At 37.8% G+C, this 19,505-nt stretch carries 15 protein-coding genes; 14 read left to right on the forward strand and 1 reads right to left on the reverse strand.

The genetic code is table 11. The annotated features are described in order from the left end of the window. Positions 1–115: 115 nt before the first annotated feature. On the reverse strand, positions 116–5,734 hold the full coding sequence (locus BXY75_RS08395) for a CHAT domain-containing protein (RefSeq protein ID WP_121907256.1): 5,619 nt from the start codon (positions 5,732–5,734) through the stop codon (positions 116–118). Between the two features lie 404 nt (positions 5,735–6,138). On the opposite strand from BXY75_RS08395, the gene BXY75_RS08400 reads away from it, so the two are divergent. The 14 genes from BXY75_RS08400 to lepB all read left to right on the forward strand — a co-directional run bounded on the left by BXY75_RS08400 (position 6,139) and on the right by lepB (position 19,491). Beyond that, positions 6,139–7,299 (forward strand): PQQ-dependent sugar dehydrogenase, encoded by a 1,161-nt coding sequence (locus BXY75_RS08400; protein WP_121907257.1) that lies wholly within the window; start codon positions 6,139–6,141, stop codon positions 7,297–7,299. A gap of 17 nt (positions 7,300–7,316) precedes the next feature. Next, positions 7,317–7,772, forward strand: a complete 456-nt coding sequence (locus BXY75_RS08405; protein ID WP_245962943.1) for a c-type cytochrome — start codon at positions 7,317–7,319, stop codon at positions 7,770–7,772. A gap of 31 nt (positions 7,773–7,803) precedes the next feature. Then, positions 7,804–8,262 (forward strand): c-type cytochrome, encoded by a 459-nt coding sequence (locus BXY75_RS08410; protein WP_121907258.1) that lies wholly within the window; start codon positions 7,804–7,806, stop codon positions 8,260–8,262. Positions 8,263–8,332: 70 nt separating this feature from the next. Further along, positions 8,333–8,941 carry a uridine kinase gene (gene udk, locus BXY75_RS08415; RefSeq protein ID WP_121907259.1) on the forward strand — a complete coding sequence of 203 codons (609 nt, stop codon included), beginning with the start codon at positions 8,333–8,335 and terminating at the stop codon, positions 8,939–8,941. Positions 8,942–8,947: 6 nt separating this feature from the next. Beyond that, entirely contained in the window at positions 8,948–9,283 is a 336-nt protein-coding gene (locus BXY75_RS08420; protein WP_121907260.1) for an FtsB family cell division protein, read from the forward strand. Continuing rightward, positions 9,276–10,646, forward strand: a complete 1,371-nt coding sequence (locus BXY75_RS08425) for a methylmalonyl-CoA mutase subunit beta (RefSeq protein WP_121907261.1) — start codon at positions 9,276–9,278, stop codon at positions 10,644–10,646. The genes BXY75_RS08420 and BXY75_RS08425 overlap by 8 nt, the downstream gene beginning before the upstream one ends. A 49-nt stretch (positions 10,647–10,695) precedes the next feature. Then, complete coding sequence (scpA, locus tag BXY75_RS08430; protein ID WP_121907262.1) at positions 10,696–12,831, forward strand: methylmalonyl-CoA mutase; 2,136 nt, start codon at positions 10,696–10,698, stop codon at positions 12,829–12,831. 202 nt (positions 12,832–13,033) lie between these two features. Continuing rightward, complete coding sequence (locus tag BXY75_RS08435) at positions 13,034–13,555, forward strand: GNAT family N-acetyltransferase (protein WP_262697284.1); 522 nt, start codon at positions 13,034–13,036, stop codon at positions 13,553–13,555. Positions 13,556–13,712: 157 nt separating this feature from the next. Next, on the forward strand, positions 13,713–14,594 hold the full coding sequence (locus BXY75_RS08440; RefSeq protein WP_121907264.1) for an SDR family oxidoreductase: 882 nt from the start codon (positions 13,713–13,715) through the stop codon (positions 14,592–14,594). Between the two features lie 193 nt (positions 14,595–14,787). Beyond that, entirely contained in the window at positions 14,788–15,552 is a 765-nt protein-coding gene (locus BXY75_RS08445) for a ParA family protein (protein ID WP_121907265.1), read from the forward strand. Between the two features lie 6 nt (positions 15,553–15,558). Next, positions 15,559–16,458, forward strand: coding sequence for a ParB/RepB/Spo0J family partition protein (locus tag BXY75_RS08450; RefSeq protein ID WP_121907266.1), 900 nt, complete (start codon positions 15,559–15,561; stop codon positions 16,456–16,458). A 25-nt stretch (positions 16,459–16,483) separates the two neighbouring features. After that, a complete protein-coding gene (locus BXY75_RS08455) occupies positions 16,484–17,044 on the forward strand; it encodes a DUF5683 domain-containing protein (RefSeq protein ID WP_245962945.1) in 561 nt (186 codons plus the stop codon). Then, a complete protein-coding gene (gene dapB, locus BXY75_RS08460) occupies positions 17,041–17,742 on the forward strand; it encodes a 4-hydroxy-tetrahydrodipicolinate reductase (RefSeq protein WP_121907268.1) in 702 nt (233 codons plus the stop codon). The genes BXY75_RS08455 and dapB overlap by 4 nt, the downstream gene beginning before the upstream one ends. 177 nt (positions 17,743–17,919) lie before the next feature. Continuing rightward, positions 17,920–19,491: a signal peptidase I gene (gene lepB / locus BXY75_RS08465; protein ID WP_121907269.1), complete on the forward strand. Its 1,572-nt coding sequence runs from the start codon at positions 17,920–17,922 to the stop codon at positions 19,489–19,491. Positions 19,492–19,505: the final 14 nt, after the last annotated feature.

The raw sequence follows: 19,505 nt of genomic DNA on the forward strand, positions 1-19,505 counted from the left end.
GGTGCAAAAGTAATTAATTTATTCCTTCCTGCAAGCTACTTACTGAAAAATCTTTATTTTTTTTAAGTCCGATCCAGCTAGCTTAATTAGACCCAGTATTTTAGCAACAAAGTGACTATTTACCTTTCTTTTTTGGCTTAGCACTAACTTTCTTTACGACTGGCTTAACAGCTTTTGTCGCTTTTTTAGTCCCCACCTTGTTCTGTTTGCTCTTAAGATGTTTTTTGGCAGCTTCTAAAGCCTCTTTTAGTTCTCCTGTATACGATTTAAAATTATCATCTATCTTTTCATCTTTAGCTATTCGTCGATCATAGAATTCGGTGTTAGTATCTGCTGCTTTTTTCAACGCATGTATCAGAAATTCAATATGTTCAATTTCTGCAGTCTTCTTAGCTATTGAGCCCGCCTTTTGCCAAACTGTTTTAAATTCTTCAATGAAATTCTTCCATTTTTTAGAAGTTTTATCGTCTTCAGAAATTAACAATAAGCACAAATCTATATTCAGGTAATCAATCATATCCCAATAATCCAGATTTTCTAAATTAGATTTTTTCTGAAGTTTTTCATGTTCTTCATCAAGATTTTTGACGTAATCGGAATCTGTATTAAATTCATAGACCTTATCCTCGAATGTGAATTTTCCTTTGCTTTTATAAACACCATTATATTTTAATATCGCCGCTAATTCAATCATATTAGTAAGTGCGTATACCTTCTGTTTGTTGTTTTCGTGTGAATACGCTCTCGAATAATAAGCATAGGCGCCTTTGTATGCACGAATTCGTTCATTGAATCCTACAGCAAGCATAGACAATCGTTTGTAAGCACTTCCCAACAGGGTTAAACGTTCAGATGTAACACCTGCGTTCACCAAAACACCTAAATCAGGGATTACCCTAAAATCCATTGCTAGGTAAGCGATATTACGGATCTCCTCACGTTCTTTTTCTCTGTCATTTTTCTTTTTATCCTTAGGATCTATTTTAATCTCAAAAAATTCACGGACGAACGATTTAGCTCTGATATTACAATACCTTTCCATACATCTAAAAGAGAATTCGGCATTCTCTAACTTCAGGAGTTTTTCGTAGCCTTCAATTGCTTTTGCATATTCTCCCAGTTCCTGATAAATTCTCGCTTCTTTCTCCATTATGCGAGGTGTAATTTCCACATCCCGCTTAACCGCCTTAATTATTGCGTTTAAATCGGATAGATAATTCTTATCAATTCTGGTAGCCATTTCCAGCTTATTGAGAAGATTATCTAAATCCACTTCCGCCTCTTGTGAGGCAATGTAACTAGGACTCCACGTACCTGAAAAAGAGCTAATTTGCTTCAATTTAAAGAAGGGATCTCCATAACATTGATAAGCTCCCCAGGTATTATTCTCCGGGTATTCCTGATATACTTGTTTACGAGCATTTTTTACAGCATCTCCAAAATTACAGCCGGAAAACATTCCTGAGTAAAATGATTTTGCAAAAAGGCTGGCTGCGGCATCATCAATTGCCCATCCGGCAGCAACCACCGCTCTTACGCCCATTCTTATTAACTGAGTTCCAATGTTGGCAGCTAGTTTATAACGGTTCTCATAATATTTTGAATCTTCGGAACTTGAGTAACCTAGATGGCAACAGTTTATAAATACTAATTCAGGTACCACTGCCATTTGTTGGATCGCAAAAACAGTTAAGAATAAATCTTTTCCTATCACCATTCCAGATTTCTTTGGATCATCCGGGTTATATATTCCGTGTCCGGCTAAGTGAATAATCGAATAGTCTTTACAGAATAAACTTCTAATTATTGTTGCAGCATCGCTACCTATAATATCATTTACGGGATAGCCCACTCCTTCCAAAACCTCTTTTACTTCTAATCCTTCTCGTTTCGCACCCTTTAGCTGACCAATAAAACCATGTAAATTGGGATCAGCAATCACTAAAGCATCATTAGCTGCAACACGTTTTATGTTTACTCTAAAGTCTTTTGTTTTTAACTGTCTTATCATTCCAGCATCGATACACAACGGATCTGCATTTGTAGTGTTATCCTGTAACAATTCCCAAGGATAGGATGCGGTGTCATCATCAAGAATCCAGAACATATTTCCTTTTCGTTTGAGCTTCTCTTTGAATTCATTCGGAATTAAAAGCTCAAATAATGTCTTTGCTGTACAATCATTCCAATTGTGATTACGTGATATTTCAGAAACAAACATATCTATCAAAGATGTACTACTCTGAAGCTCCACCTCTTCTTCCCTTGAATCTCCTGTAGAAACACTAAATAACATACTTGACATCTTATCTTTAGACTCGTCTTCAGTTTTTCCAACAATTGTGATCCGTTTCCACCAATCATCTGTAGTATCTAAAGGAATCATTTTTCTAACCCCTAGAAGATTTTTTATTTTCTTATTACCAATTTGAATATTGTACGATGAATTTTCATTTTTAGCAATCTTATTAATTACATACATGCAATTCAATGCCCTGTTTTCATACAACTCTACAAATTCTAAATGTCCTATTGTTTTGTAGCCTTCTTCGAATAACATTCTTATTTTAACATTCGCACGATTCACCCCTTCAATAATTGCCTTTATGGAACTTTCAACCGACAATCCTCCATATCCTGATCCAATTACTAAAGCTGAAACACCCACGGTGTTATTCATGCTGTTGTCTCCACGAATTCTAAGCATATAATTTAATACACCCTGTTCTATCGTTTTGGTTAGTTGAAAAGAAGTGAGCTGATCAGGTTCACCTAGCCCAACAATTATTGACCCAGGAAAATCACTTCCCGGAAGTCGATCAAAATAGGAATGTGTACTAATTCCGCCGGGATATAATCCCAAAAAGTGATTGGCCGACAAGCTATCGTTCAAATAACGATCGATTGCTTTCTCTGCCGAAAGAATTCCGTCGTTAAGAAAATGGCCTGCAAGTATTGGATACGAAGCGTACCTTAGATCTCCATTGCTAATTGTAACATTTAATGGTAGTATACTTCCCTCAGGTGATTTAGTTGCACCTACGCCAAATATTGTATGTGCCAATCCACCTTCAGAAATATCAAAATCCAGATCCGGTTCGGCTCTAAATACTTTCTCTTCTCCTCGAATAAGTGGTCGGGTTTTACGAATAAGTCCGGTTTCTCCTGTTAACAGAATTTCTTCAATAGCAGGGAATAATTCAGCATCGTTTGCTAGCGCTCCATGTGTCATTCTAGAATAATACACCGTATCATTCTCTATCATTTTCTTCGGAATTCCCAATTCCCATGTAACACTCTGATCTCCTTCATTAGTGTATAGGAAATAGAGCTTCTTTTTCTCTTTTTTGCCCTTATCGTAGTCTTCCAGATAATAACCACAAGGGGTCATTTTATCTTTTCCGGCGATATACACCATATCTTTATAGTCTATATTCTTCAGACTTGAATTTATTGTATCTCTATATTTTCTGAAGTCGGTTAAATCTGCTTCCCGTGGTAACGGCCAGTCTTCTTCTCCAAAATATTCCCGCATTTTTTGCCATGTCTCAATATTCGCAAAATCGTTCTCTCCTTTATCCGTCAATGGCAATAAACTTAGAATACCGGGGAATTTCGAAAACATGGTTAATAATCTCTTCTTTGAATGAAAAAGATCCAGTTTACTCAATTTATTGATAATCGCATCTTTTCCAAATAAGACAGCTGGAATACGATGTGACCCACCAAGTGGTGAACCAAGAAAGAGTACCTTAAATTCGGAATGTTCCCTTAATTTACTTAAAGTCGTAGGGTGGGAAACCATAAAATCCCTTACAAGGACGCCTCCCATCGAATGTCCAATAATTTTTATGGGTTGCCCAATCTTCAGTAAATCTTCAATTTTTTTGTTAAAATCGCTTACACAAGCAGTAAGTGGTCTACGCCAATCGAAGGGATAAATTACAACATCATAGACATCGCTTAATCGATCGTATAACTTCTTATAGGATGTCTCTACAACAGAGTCTGCAACTATCTTATTAGAATCGGAATACTCTAGTTGTAATAAACCTCCACTTAATATGCGTCCATATTGAAGCCAGATCTCCTTATTTTTTTGCGATAAATTCGACCCCATAATCCCTGGGAGCATAATCACAATTGGCTTATCTCCTGCCGGTGGTAAATCGGATGGTTTAAGTTCTCCGTGCTCAATTCCTCCCCTGTCACTACCGGGAACAGACATTTGATAAACATCCTTAAATCCCTGTATTACTTCACCCTCTTTGGATCGTATCACTACTTCTATTGCCTCACGTGTTCTGTCATTTTCAAAGTATCGAACATGGTTAACATTCGCAGCTTGATCGAAAAAATAACGAATCTTCTCTTTCCTCTTCACACCCAAGTACATAGAGTCTGTATTCACTACAAGATCGTTTCTCTGCCAGTAAAATAACCTTCCCAGAATCACAAACAATCCTTGACCTGTAAAACTCACCCGTCCATTACCTGAAATAACAGATAAAGCATCCCCTTCAATTGCACTATCATCTCCGGGATCGTTTAAAACCTTGAGAAAAGGGGAATCGGGATGCATAGCTTCGACACCTGCAAGTACATTTGAGTCTGCTTTACTTTTTATGGCTTCGGAAAGCAATTCCTTTAAAACATCTCCAAATCCTCCGCCAACAACAGTTAGTAGATTTAAAAAGACATTAAGTATATGATCTAGTCGCTGCGAGGCAAGTTTCGTTCCTGCCGCCGGACATGCAACCCTTATATATTTGGTTATGTATATCTTTTTATTAGAAAAAGCCTTATTTAATTCTTTAATACTTTCAACATCTCTCTCCCTCTTTTCTTCTTCATCTAAATAATTAACTTGTCTTTCATTGAAACCGGGAGGATTATCCCCGGCGTATTTGCTCAGAACGTCTCCCACTAGACCTCCTCTTGAATGAGTCAATAGATGTAGCTCTGCATTTTTTGGAAGCATTTTAGCAAGTTCCACTGTGTTTTCAAGCGGACTTTTAGTAAGTGTTCTATGTTGAAATGCAAGTATATTTTCTCCATAGGTTTGAAACAATACAGGCCAAACCGATGAATTTTTCAAATCTTCATAAGCCCCAAGCGTATCAGAATTTGTTCCATGAATAAATAGAAAATATGGCTTTTGAGACGAAGCATTGGAAGTACCATTTGTAGCATTGTTTGTTTTTGTAAAATCAACAGCTTTGAAGCCAAAGCTTTCATCAATTCTAAAAAGACCGGCACCTTTTTCTAAAAATTCATTCTTATCCATTGTCTCCCAGACATCACTATCTTCCGGAATACCATTCTGAAGGTTCTTTTCTTCGAGCTTCGATGCGAGCGCAACAACTCCCGCACTTATTGCCTTTTTTGCAAATATCTTTAAAACCTTTATGGCAATCTTTCCTATTATTCCTCTTTCAGTACTCGGTGCGTCAATTGTGGGTTCCAACACAAACACTCCATCCTTACCATCTCTATTTAAACTAGGGTTAACAGCAGGATCTAGTTCAGGATAGATCTCATGCATAGTGGAAGCATCGCACATCCAAATGGTGCCATCATCCAGTTCAAATTCCATGAGGTCTCCATCTTTTTCGAGATCGATTTCATGCGAATCTGCTCCGGCACGATTGCTTGAAACTAGATTATAAATGAAATTGCCATCGGCATCTTTCTCCATCTCGCCGTGGACTATTATTTTTTTTATTGGTATCATATAATTGCTATAAGGTTGATTCAATTATTAAAAAGACTGATGTAATTTTGGGGATACCAATCAAATATAAAGGTGACAATCATTTCAATTCAAGATAGCCACCTCATTCTAGGGAGATTAAAAAGGTACAACTTTTTTTCAAATTGGAACTTATTATGTTGAGCAAAGCAAATGAGTTTCCGAAGTAAACAGCACCCAGCTTCAAAAAAAGTAGTTTTAATAAAAAAACACCTTATTTAAAAACTATAATCCGAAATATTACGTATGTTTATATAAGTCAGAGACCCACACATTGCTTATGTTTTGTGGAGAGACTTAAATCCCCCGCAATATCCCCAATCGTGTAATGGTTGGGGTTTTTTATTTCCCGCCCGATTTAGTATCTTTCAGAGTAAAAATTTGATATGAAACTCTATATCTTCTATTTCTCCTCTCTATTGTTTTTAACTGCCTGTCCATCATCGCAAGAAAGCAAAAAGCAAGAAAAGGAAATTGCAAAAAACAGTGAAATTGTATCTCAAACAGAGCTTACAACAGCAGATCGAACCTATACGATTGAAAAAGTGGTAGAAAATCTATCGAATCCATGGGGTATGACGTGGTTGCCAGACGGAAGTATGTTGATAACAGAAAAAAGCGGCGAACTTATTCACTTCAGAAACGGGGAAAAAACAGAAATTAAAAACGTGCCTGAAGTCTATAACCGCGGACAGGGAGGCCTTTTGGATATCGAACTTCATCCTAATTACAGTGAAAATGGCTGGATTTATATCACGTATTCTTCGGAAGAAGGAGAAGATAAAGGTGGAAATACTGCGCTAATTCGTTGCAAATTGAAGGATGCCGCTCTCACATCCATCGAAAAACTCTATAAAGCAACACCAAATTCTACCCGCGGACAGCATTTTGGCTCCAGAATTGAATTTGATAATGAAGGTTATCTCTATTTTTCTATCGGCGAAAGAGGAGATCGGGATGTAAATCCGCAAGACATATCTCGTGACGGAGGGAAAATTTATAGACTTAATGACGATGGAAGTATTCCGGCAGACAACCCGTTTATTGATACACCTAATTCAAAAAAAGCAATTTTCACCTATGGAAATCGCAACCCTCAGGGAATAGCAAAACATCCTGAAACTGGTGAAATATGGATTCATGAACACGGTCCTAAGGGTGGTGACGAAATAAACATTGTGAAGAAAGGTGCTAATTATGGCTGGCCCGTAATTTCGTATGGGATTAATTACAGCGGTACAAAGTTCACCGATGAAACTTCCAGACCGGATATGGAAGAACCTGTTTACTATTGGGTGCCTTCTATTGCTCCCTGCGGAATGGCATTTGTAACCGGCGATAAATATCCCGATTGGAAGGGGCAACTTTTAGTAGGCTCATTGAAATTTAATTATGTAGAATTGCTGAAATTTGAAGGAACTAAATTAATTAGTCGTCAAAAAATCGCAGAAGATGTGGGTCGTGTAAGAAATGTGAAAATGGGACCCGATGGCTATATTTACATAGGAGTTGAAGGTCAGGGAATTGTGAAAATGGTTCCCAATTAATTTGAAGATTAACTAATATGAAAAACTTATACGGTCTCTTATTCCTGCCTTTGATTATTATTTCATTGTTTTTTTCTGAAATAAACCAAGATCCTAATTTAATGAGGTATCGGGATGTTGTTTTAGAGTCAATGCAAAGTGACCTTGAAGCAAGTATCGACCGTGGCGCGATTGTATACAAGGAGTATTGTAACCGCTGTCATCGTCCCAAAGGGAAAGGAATGGGAAAGAGCTATCCTCCTCTGGCCGGATCGGATTATTTAGCAAATAACAGAACGGAAAGTATAAGAGGTGTTAAATTTGGTCAGGAGGGTGAAATAGTTGTTAATGGAAAGACCTATAATAAAGTAATGGAACCGATGAATTTAAACGACACCCAAATAGCCGATGTGATGAATTATATCATGAATTCCTGGGACAACACACAAGTTAATATAGTAACCCCTCAGGAAGTAGCAGCTATAACAAAATAATACTTTTATCCTTCAGAAATACTAAAAACCTATGCAATTATTGAAATTAAAACGAAATGTTCCGCTTTTATGTCTCATCTTTCTAATCTCCTGTAATAATTCAGAAAAGAAAAAAACTCAAATACAGATCGGGCAAAATTCAGAAGTCAATCAAACCAGCCTGGAAGTGAGCATTGAAAAAGGCAATGAAGTGTATCAAAATTTTTGTCTTCAATGTCATTTGCCAAATGGTAAAGGGATCCCTAATAATTTTCCTCCTTTGGCGGGTTCAGATTGGCTGACAGAGAAGAGAGAAGAAAGTATCCGCGCAGTGAAGTTTGGGCAAAATGGCGAAATTAAAGTCAACGGTTTAACCTACAATGGAGTGATGACCCCTATGGGACTAAGTGATGAAGAAATCGCCAACGTTATGAATTATGTCATGAATTCATGGGGTAACACACAGGATAAAATGGTCACTGAAGCAGAGGTAACGGCTGTTGAAAAGTAACTATATGTTTTATTAATTAAGGTAGCTTCTATTTAAGTTAATCTCTATTTTTGTAAAAAGCTAAAACTATATGCTCATAATTGGTATCGCGGGTGGTACAGGAAGTGGTAAAACAACTGTTGTTGAACAAATTGTTGCAGAGCTTCCGAAAGACGAGGTATGTGTGATTTCACAGGATTCCTATTATAAGGATACGAGTCATCTCACTTACGAAGAGAGGATAAAGATCAATTTTGACCATCCTAATTCTATAGATTTCGCTTTATTGGTAAGTCATTTGGAAGAACTTCGGAAAGGCCATTCCTTCGAACAACCGGTGTATTCGTTTGTAGAACACAATCGCACTGGAGAAACTATAACCACCTACCCCAAAAAAGTGGTAATTGTTGAAGGTATTTTAATTTTAACGCATCCCGAAATTCGGGAAATGTTCGATATAAAGGTTTATGTGCATGCCGATAGTGACGAACGGCTAATTAGAAGATTAAAAAGAGATATTTCGGAAAGAGGCAGAGACTTAGAAGAGGTACTTAACCGTTATCAGACAACGCTAAAGCCAATGCATCAGCAGTTTATAGAACCAACCAAGGAGTTTGCAGATATCATTATACCTACAAACCGATATAACACAGTTGCGGTAAATCTAATTCGCAGTATTATTCATCAAAAATTAGCCTAAAGACCTGTGAAAATTTCAGAATTAAAACAGAAAAAATGGCTGCGGCTAATTAGCAATAAATATGTGCTTATATTGTTGTTATTCGTTATTTGGATGTTTTTTTTCGACACCAATTCATTTCTAATTCACAACGAACTCAACCATGATGTAAATGCACTGGAAGATAATAAAGAGTTTTACAAGAAGGAAATAAAAAACGATAAGGTCTTTATTGAACGAATGAAAGATAGCGAGCAGATTGAAAAATTCGCACGTGAAAAATACTATCTGAAAAAAGAAAAAGAGGATATTTTTATCATAGAAAACGAGGACAGCCTTAAAAAAAAGAAGAAAGATGAGTGATTTCCTGTTTAATGAATTCGATACTGTTTCTGCAAAACAATGGAAGCAAAAGATACAGGTAGATCTCAAGGGAGCCGACTATAACGACACCCTGATCTGGCAGAGCTTGGAGGGGATTAATGTCAAGCCGTTTTATCATAATGACGATCAGAAAGCGGATTATTCTACTATACCCGGCCAACCATTGAACTGGAATATTGCTCAGCAAATTTTTATCGATGATGAAAAAATAGCAAACAGATTAACCTTAGATTCCTTGGAAAGAGGAGCTGAGGCTATTATCTTTTCTTCGGCTGAAGAATTTGATCCGAAGGTTGTTTTTAAAGGGTGTTCACCAAAAAAAACAAAAATTTATTTTCAGTTTACGTTTCTTTCTGAAGCCTTTATCCTTCGTCTGAAGCAATTTTTCAAGAATCCAGCTTGGGAAATTTACTACAATATCGACCTCATTGGTAACCTTACGAGGACTGGTAACTGGTTTTTTAACCTGAAAAAGGATCATGAAATATTGGATTCCCTTCTTCAGAAATTACCAAAGGAGCGATTTATTAGTGTCGATGCTAGTCTATACCAGAATGCTGGAGCCAATATGGTTCAGCAACTTGCCTATGCCCTTGCACATGCAAACGAATATCTAAATCACTTTGAGGAAGTTTCAGAAGAAAATTTGAAAATCACTTTTCAACTTTCTGTTGGCTCAAACTACTTTTTTGAAATCGCAAAGATTCGTGCTTTACGAAAACTTTATGCAGCACTCGCTTCAGAATACACCAAAAAGCAGGAATGTTCTATATTGGCTATCCCTTCAAAAAGGAATAAAACCATTTACGATTATAACGTAAATATGCTCCGTACCACCACCGAATGTATGAGCGCGGTGCTAGGAGGTGCAAACACAATTTCAAATTTAGCTTACGATGTGCTATATCATAAAAGCAATGAATTTGGAGAACGAATTTCACGTAATCAATTATTAATTCTGAAAGCCGAAAGTTATTTTGAAACGGCCGGTAATCCCGCAGATGGTACCTATTATATTGAGGCCTTAACCGACGAATTAGCCGAAAAAGCCTTGAGTCTGTTTAAAGATATCGAAGCCAATGGCGGATTTCTAAAGCAACTCAAAGAAGGTACCATTCAAAGAAAAATTAAAGAAAGTGCATCAAGAGAACAGAAATTATTCGATTCTGGGGAAATTAAACTACTAGGAACCAATTTCCATCCCAATCAGCAGGATCACATGAAAGAGAATCTCGATTTGTATCCTTTTGTAAAAACTAATCCTCGTAAAACACTAATTGAACCAATTATAGAAAGAAGACTTGCAGAAAAAACGGAACAGGAACGCTTAAAAACAGAATAGTCATGAGTGAATCGTATTTTGAACATTATTCCCGAAAAATTATCATGTAATGGCAAGAAAGAATCTGCAACATATAAGCTTAAAGAATTCGATAGTTAAAACGAACAATTCACAATCGGATGTAACTTTTTCGACTGCCGAAAAGGTCGATGTGAAAAAGCAATATAGCGCTAAGGATCTTTCGAATCTGAAACATTTAGATTTTGTTGCAGGTATTGCACCTAATCTACGTGGTCCTTATTCTACCATGTTCGTGAGAAGGCCCTGGACTATTCGACAATATGCCGGTTTTTCGACTGCCGAAGACAGTAATGCCTTCTACCGCAGAAACTTAGCTGCAGGGCAAAAAGGCTTGTCGGTTGCCTTCGATTTGGCCACCCACAGAGGTTATGACAGTGATCATCCAAGAGTTGTTGGGGATGTTGGGAAGGCTGGTGTTGCAATCGATAGTGTGGAAGATATGAAAATTCTCTTCGATCAAATTCCGTTGGACAAGATGAGTGTATCTATGACCATGAATGGCGCGGTGTTGCCTATAATGGCTTTTTATATTGTTGCTGCGGAAGAACAAGGAATATCTATTGAAACCTTGGCAGGAACCATTCAGAACGATATTTTAAAGGAGTTTATGGTGCGTAATACGTATATCTACCCTCCTGCTCCTTCCATGAAGATTATCAGTGATATTTTTGAGTTTACTTCGGAAAAGATGCCGAAATACAATTCTATTTCCATCTCAGGATATCATATGCAGGAAGCCGGAGCGACCTGTGATATTGAATTGGCATACACTTTGGCTGACGGTCTAGAATACATTAGAACCGGAATCGCCGCCGGAATGGACATAGACACTTTCGCACCAAGGCTTTCCTTTTTTTGGGCAATTGGAATGAATCATTTTATGGAAATCGCCAAGATGAGAGCGGCTCGGATGTTATGGGCCAAATTGGTAAAACAATTTAATCCGAAGAAGGAAAAATCGCTAGCCTTGCGAACTCATTGTCAGACAAGCGGTTGGAGTTTAACTGCTCAGGACCCTTTTAATAATGTAGCCAGAACTTGTATTGAAGCTGCTGCAGCCGTGTTTGGCGGAACACAATCATTACATACCAACGCCCTTGATGAAGCTATTGCACTTCCAACCGATTTTTCGGCTAGAATTGCTAGAAACACACAAATTTATCTTCAGCAGGAAACTCAGATCACTAAAACTGTAGATCCATGGGCGGGAAGTTATTATGTTGAAAATCTTACCAATGATATTGCAAACCGCGCTTGGGAATTGATTCAGGAAGTGGAAGAGCTTGGAGGAATGACGAAGGCTATTGAAGCCGGAATTCCGAAGCTAAGGATTGAAGAAGCTGCTGCACGCAAGCAAGCACGCATTGATAGTGGACAAGATATCATTGTTGGTGTAAATAATTATCGCTTAGAAAAAGAAGATCCCTTACAGATTTTAGATGTTGACAATGAGAAGGTTCGCAAAGGTCAAATTGAACTATTAAATAAAATAAAAGCTGAAAGAGACACTAAAAAAGTGAATAATGCCTTGAATAATTTAACCCAATCTGCTAAATCGGGTGAGGGAAATTTACTAGCTTTAGCTATTGAAGCAGCTCGTGAAAGAGCTACTTTAGGAGAAATTAGCGACGCGCTCGAAGAGAAGTTTGGGCGCTACAAAGCACAAATTAAATCTTTTAGCGGTGTGTATAGTAAAGAAATAAAAAAGGACCCAACTTTTGCAAAAGCAAGAGAAATGGCCGATCAGTTTTCAGAACTGGAAGGTAGGCGTCCGCGTATCATGATAGCTAAAATGGGCCAAGATGGTCATGACCGTGGTGCTAAGGTTGTGGCGACCGGCTATGCCGATGTTGGTTTTGATGTTGATATTGGTCCGTTATTTCAAACCCCGGCCGAGGCAGCAAAGCAGGCGATGGAAAATGACGTTCATATTCTTGGAGTATCTTCCTTAGCAGCAGGACATAAGACACTTGTGCCTCAAGTAATTGAAGAGCTCAAGAAATATGGTCGGGAAGACATTATGGTGATCGTGGGAGGTGTAATTCCGCCACAAGATTATCAGTTTTTGTTCGATGCCGGAGCCGTTGCTGTTTATGGTCCCGGTACTAAAATTAGTGAGGCTGCAATTGAGTTGCTTCAGATTTTGATTGATTCGGTTGAATGAGTTTAAATTGGTGGATTGTTAGATGTCGGATGTTAGATAAAATGTCAGTTCGAGTGATTTCTTGAAGTGGAACGAAAAGAAATAATATCGAGAACGATCTTAATTTGATAGGTGACCGCTAATGGATCGTTGGATATCTGAATATTTAGACAAAAGACAATAATTCTTAATTCTTAAAATAATCATTTCTACAAAAACCTACATCCTAAAAACCGAAAGACTCGGTCTTCGTAATTGGGTTGCTTCAGATGTAGCACCGTTTTATGAGATGTGCAGTGATGAGGAGGTAATGCGTCACTTTCCGAAGACACTTTCCGAAGAAGAAACTACAGAGCTTATAAACAGACTAAAAGAGCATTTCGACATCTATGGCTATACTTATTTTGCGATTGATGTATTGGAAACTGGTGAATTTATAGGGTTTGCAGGTTTGAAAAATCAGGAGTGGGAAAGCGACTTTACACCTTGTGTCGATATTGGTTGGCGCTTAAAAAAAGCTGCCTGGGGAAAGGGTTATGCTACAGAAGCTGCAAAAGCTTGTTTGGATGCCGGTTTTCAAACCTTCGGTATTAAAGAGATTCTATCATTTGCCACCGACACAAACGTGGCTTCAGAAAATGTGATGAAAAAATGCGGCATGAAATACGTTGGAAACGTACAGCATCCGGCTATTTTAAACGATTCTCGATTTAAACATTGCGTGGTGTATACCCAGTACTCATGAAATTTGAATTCGACTTTCTTATGGGAAAAGGATTCGTAATTTGAAAACACAGCAATTATTTAATAAGTCGCTAAAATGAAAATCTAAAAATTATTTACTATGCAAGCATAATAAATTAGCCTAGATTTCCTACTTTTGTTACACAAAATGTACTTCTATGGATTTTAAAGCAAAAATGTTGCGTGATGACGCATTAAAAGGTAAGACAATCGTAGTTACCGGTGGTGGTAGTGGTCTTGGAAAAGCGATGACTACTTACTTTTTAGAATTAGGTGCCAATGTTGTAATCACTTCCCGAAATATAGAGAAATTACAAACCGTAAAAACTGAATTAGAGGCAGCAACTGGTGGAAAAGTATTACCTGTTCAGTGCGATGTACGTAATTACGATGAAGTAGAAGCTATGGTAGCAGCTTCGGTTAAAGAATTTGGAACCGTTGATGTATTATTAAATAATGCGGCGGGTAATTTTATCTCTCCTACTGAAAGACTTTCGGCCAATGCGTTCGATACTATCATCGATATCGTTTTAAAAGGAACAAAAAACTGTACTCTTGCCTTCGGAAAGCATTGGATTGAAAAGAAGGAAACTAATAAAACAGTATTAAATATTGTAACAACCTACGCTTTTACAGGATCTGCGTATGTTGTTCCAAGTGCAACCGCAAAAGCCGGTGTTTTAGCGCTCACAAGATCATTAGCAGTAGAATGGGCTAAATACGGAATGCGCTTCAACGCCATCGCACCGGGACCTTTCCCTACAAAAGGAGCATGGGACAGATTATTACCGGGAGATTTAAAAGAGAAATTTGACTTATCTAAAAAAGTACCATTAAAACGCGTTGGAGATCATCAGGAATTAGCGAATCTCGCGGCTTATCTGGTTTCAGACTTTTCTGCTTACATCAATGGAGAAGTAGTTGTAATTGATGGAGGAGAATGGTTAAAAGGTGCCGGACAAATGAATCTTCTGGAAGAAGTACCTGAGCAAATGTGGGATATGCTGGAGGCGATGATACGCTCTAAAAAGAGCAAATAACACCTTAAAAATATAAATTTTATAAAAGTTCCTTCTTATTCTTCGGAAGGAACTTTTATGTATAACAAAACTATAATGTGTGTGCTGAGGCTTGAAAGTCAAGTGTCTGAATTTTGTTCACTTCCTGTTAACAAAATTCATTTTCAATCCGCATAATTAATCGTATTTTTAACCTGAATTTTAGAAATAATTAATGGGTAAAATAATTGCAATCGCAAACCAAAAAGGAGGTGTCGGAAAAACAACTACATCGGTAAACTTAGCCGCTTCCTTAGGTGTTCTTGAAAAGAAAGTTTTATTAATTGACGCCGATCCCCAGGCAAACGCAACATCGGGATTGGGTATAAATGTTGAGGAAGTAGAAGCAGGATCTTATCAGGTAATAGAACATACTATAAGTGCGAGAGAAGCCATTATTAAAACCAAGTCTCCCAACGTAGATCTTATTCCAGCCCATATTGACCTGGTAGCAATCGAAATTGAACTAGTTGATAAGGAAAATCGTGAATCAATGTTGAAGTCGGCTATATCCGATCTCGCCAAAGATTACGATTACATTTTAATAGATTGTGCACCCTCTCTTGGATTACTAACTTTGAACGCACTTACGGCAGCTCATGCAGTAATCATACCTATTCAATGTGAGTATTTTGCACTGGAAGGTCTTGGAAAACTGCTCAATACCATAAAAAGCGTTCAGAAAATACATAATGAGAATCTGGATATAGAAGGTTTATTATTAACCATGTACGATTCCAGACTTCGCCTATCGAATCAGGTGGTGGAAGAAGTGAAAAAGCACTTCACCGAAATGGTATTTAAAACAATCATTCAGCGAAATGTGCGTTTAAGTGAAGCCCCTAGCTATGGTGAAAGTATTATAAGTTATGACGCGGGTAGTACAGGTGCCAATAATTACTTAAGTTTGGCGCAAGAATTAATTGAAAAAAACAAGTAGGAGAAGATGGCGAAAGCGACAAAAAAACAAGCCTTAGGCCGCGGCCTGTCAGCATTACTAAAAGATCCCTCGAACGATATTCAATCTGTTGCTGATAAAAATGCGGATAAAGTAGTTGGAAGTATTGTTGAGTTAGATCTAGATGCGATCGACGTCAACCCATTTCAGCCACGGACAAGTTTTAATGAGGAATCCCTAAGAGAGCTCGCTTCTTCGATTCGCGAGTTAGGTGTAATTCAGCCAATTACGGTACGTAAACTCGATTTTAACACCTATCAATTAGTAAGTGGAGAACGTAGGTTCAGAGCTTCGAAATTAGTAGGTCTGGAAACGATACCAGCTTATATAAGAATCGCCAATGATCAGGAATCGCTCGAGATGGCATTGGTTGAGAACATTCAACGACAGGATTTGGATCCAATCGAAATTGCAATATCCTACCAACGTCTAATCGAAGAAATTCAAGTAACACAAGAAGAGCTTAGCGATCGTGTTGGGAAGAACCGATCTACTATAGCAAATTACTTACGATTGTTGAAGTTAGACCCAATTATTCAAACAGGAATGCGGGATGGCTTTATTTCAATGGGTCATGGAAGAGCACTAATAAACGTAGATGACACCAATCTACAACTAGATATTTACGAAAAGATTGTCAGTGATAATCTATCAGTTCGAGACACAGAAGCTTTGGTGAGAAATTATAAGGCTCCGGAAGAAAAAGCCAAGCCAACTAAAAAGACAGTACCTAATTTCGCCAAAGAAGCGAAAATAAACCTGTCTACTATTTTTGATCGTAAAGTTGATATAAAGCTTAGCAGTTCAGGCAAAGGTCAGCTTATTCTACCTTTCAAGAATGAAGAAGATTTTCAACAAATCCTGAAGCTTATTAAAAGTGCAAAGTAGGACAATACATATCCTATTCCTCCTTTTGGCGACGACCCTTTTTGCCCAAGAAAATGATACATTAACGGTAAAAAATGTCAAAGTCCTTGTGGTTAAGGATTCGCTATCTCCTAAAGAACCTTATGATCCTTTAGCACCTTCAAGAGCTGCATTTTATTCTGCCGTGATTCCTGGTTTAGGTCAGGCATACAATAAAAAATACTGGAAAATTCCTGTTATTTATGCAGGAATGGCTGCAGGGGTCTATTTTTATATTCAGCAAGATAACGATTACGATCGCTTCAGAAATGCATACAAAAGACGCTTGGCGGGGTACACAGATGATGAATTTTACGGGACTGGAACTACGCCAACCATCTCGAGCGATCGACTTATTGATGCTCAAAAATCAGCACAAAAAAACAAAGATGTAAGTATTATCGTTTCTCTGGCCTTCTACTTACTAAACATAGTTGACGCCAATGTTGATGCGCATCTTGGACAATATAATGTGAGTGAAGATCTTTCATTACAGCCTAGCTTAAATTATAATTCGGTAAACATTCAGCCCAACTACGGATTGTCACTTCGATATTCAATAAAATGAAAATAGCACTCTTAGGATATGGTAAAATGGGTAAAACCATAGAACGATTAGCTTCGGAAAGAGGACATACAATTGTGTATAAAAAAACCAGTAGTGCTTCGGAAGGTGAACTACATAAAGCTGATGCTGCCATCGATTTCTCTACTCCTGAAACTGCCGAAAAAAATATATTGCTCGGATTAGAAACCGGCATCCCTGTAATTTCAGGTACTACCGGCTGGTTGGAAGCATTTCAGAAAATCACAAAGTTTTGCCAAGACCGTAACGGAAGTTTCATCTATGCGTCCAACTTCAGTGTTGGCGTAAATCTATTTTTTCAATTAAATGAACAGCTTGCAACCGTCATGAATTCGTGGCCGGAATACAAGGTATCCATCGAGGAGATTCATCACACTCAGAAAAAAGATGCCCCAAGTGGCACCGCCATTACAGTAGCTGAAGGAATTATAAAGCATTCAGAAAAGAAAAAATGGACACTCAATGAAGGAGACCCAGATGCTATTGAAATAAAAGCTAGACGAATTGATGATGTTAAGGGAACACATAGTGTTTACTATACTTCGGAAATTGATACAATTTCAATAAAACATGAAGCTCATAGTCGGGATGGATTTGCCATAGGAGCTATTATGGCTGCAGAATGGATTTTAGACAAAAAAGGTATATTTACCATGAAAGATGTGTTGGAGATTGGTTGAATTAGATATTAGATGTTAGATGTTAGATGTTAGATGTTAGATGTTAGATGTTAGAAATAAAGTAATTTACATTTTGATAAAGGTTCAAAAACTATTCTTAGTTGAAATATTTTGAATCGATTTAAAGATTGAACATTTTAAAAAGGTGTAAACCTTTCAGAATAAAAGAAATAAAATATGAGTTGGACAGGTTGGTTACTATTTATAATCGCAGTACAAGTGATTCATTTTCTAGGTACCTGGAAATTATACGTTAAAGCAGGGCGACACGCCTGGGAGGCCGCAGTTCCGGTATACAACGCTGTAGTATTAATGAAAATAATTAATCGCCCGTGGTGGTGGACAATCTTGCTTTTCATCCCTATTGTAAACCTAATTATGTTTCCGGTAGTTTGGGTAGAAACACTGCGCAGCTTCGGAAAAAACAGCATGATCGATACGCTTTTAGGAGTACTAACTTGCGGACTTTACATCTATTATATAAACTATACTCAGGATGTAAAATACATAGAGGATAGGTCCTTAAAACCTCGCACTTCGGGGGGAGAATGGGTAAGTTCTATTCTTTTTGCTGTAGTTGCAGCGACTATAGTACATACATACGTAATGCAACCGTTTACAATTCCGACTTCATCCTTAGAAAAAACTTTATTAGTGGGAGATTTCTTATTCGTAAGTAAGTTTCATTACGGCGCAAGACTGCCAATGACACCGCTATCCTTTCCAATGGTGCACGATACCATTCCAGTAGTTAAATCAAAATCATACATAAAGAAACCGCAAATACCCTATTTTAGATTTCCCGGTTTTCAGAAGATAAAAAGAAACGATATTGTTGTGTTTAGTTGGCCAACAGATACGCTAACCAATATTACCGACCCTTTTAGTAAGGTGGATATCAAACCACTGGATAAAAAATCCAACTACGTAAAACGCTGTGTAGGCTTACCGGGAGATTCACTTTCGGTGCGCGATGGCTATGTATTTATCAACGGCGAACAAAATAAGTTGCCTAGCCGGGCAAAGCTTCAGTTTGCATACGCGGTTCAGACGAACAGTGCAATTAACCCACAATTGTTAATGGATCGCTACAACCTCACCGATCGTTATCAGTATGACAATCAGCGGAATGTCTATTACTTTGCAGCTATTTCGGATGAAAGTTTGGAGTTATTAAAAAAGAACCCCAGCGTTGTGAATGTGGTATCACTTAAAGGAAAAGAAGGCGAAGGAAATGCTGCTACTTTCCCACAAGATCCCAATTACAATTGGAATACAGATTACTTTGGCGCTTTATATATTCCGAAAGCGGGTGCTACTGTTGCAATCACACCCGAGACCCTTCCACTCTACCGAAGAATTATTGAAGTATATGAAGGAAGTGAAATTGGGTATGACAATAAAATAACTCAGTCGGGTACCGAAGTTTTACTTAATGGTTCGCCTCTAACTGAATACACTTTTAAGTTGGATTATTATTGGATGATGGGAGACAACCGAAACAATTCTCAAGATGCTAGAATGTGGGGTTTTGTACCTTTTACACACGTTCTGGGAAAACCGGTTTTCGTATGGATGAGTTGGGATACCAATGCAAAAGGAATTATGAATAAAATCCGATGGGAGCGCATGTTCACTACTGTTGGTGGTGAAGGAGCACCTGTTTCCTATTTCAAATACTTCCTTGTATTCTTAGCAGGCTGGTTTATATTTGACTTTTTCAGAAAGAGAAAGAAGAAAGTTAGCTAATAAGCCATTTATTA

The organism is Ulvibacter antarcticus (genome assembly GCF_003688405.1).
Classification (GTDB): domain Bacteria; phylum Bacteroidota; class Bacteroidia; order Flavobacteriales; family Flavobacteriaceae; genus Ulvibacter; species Ulvibacter antarcticus.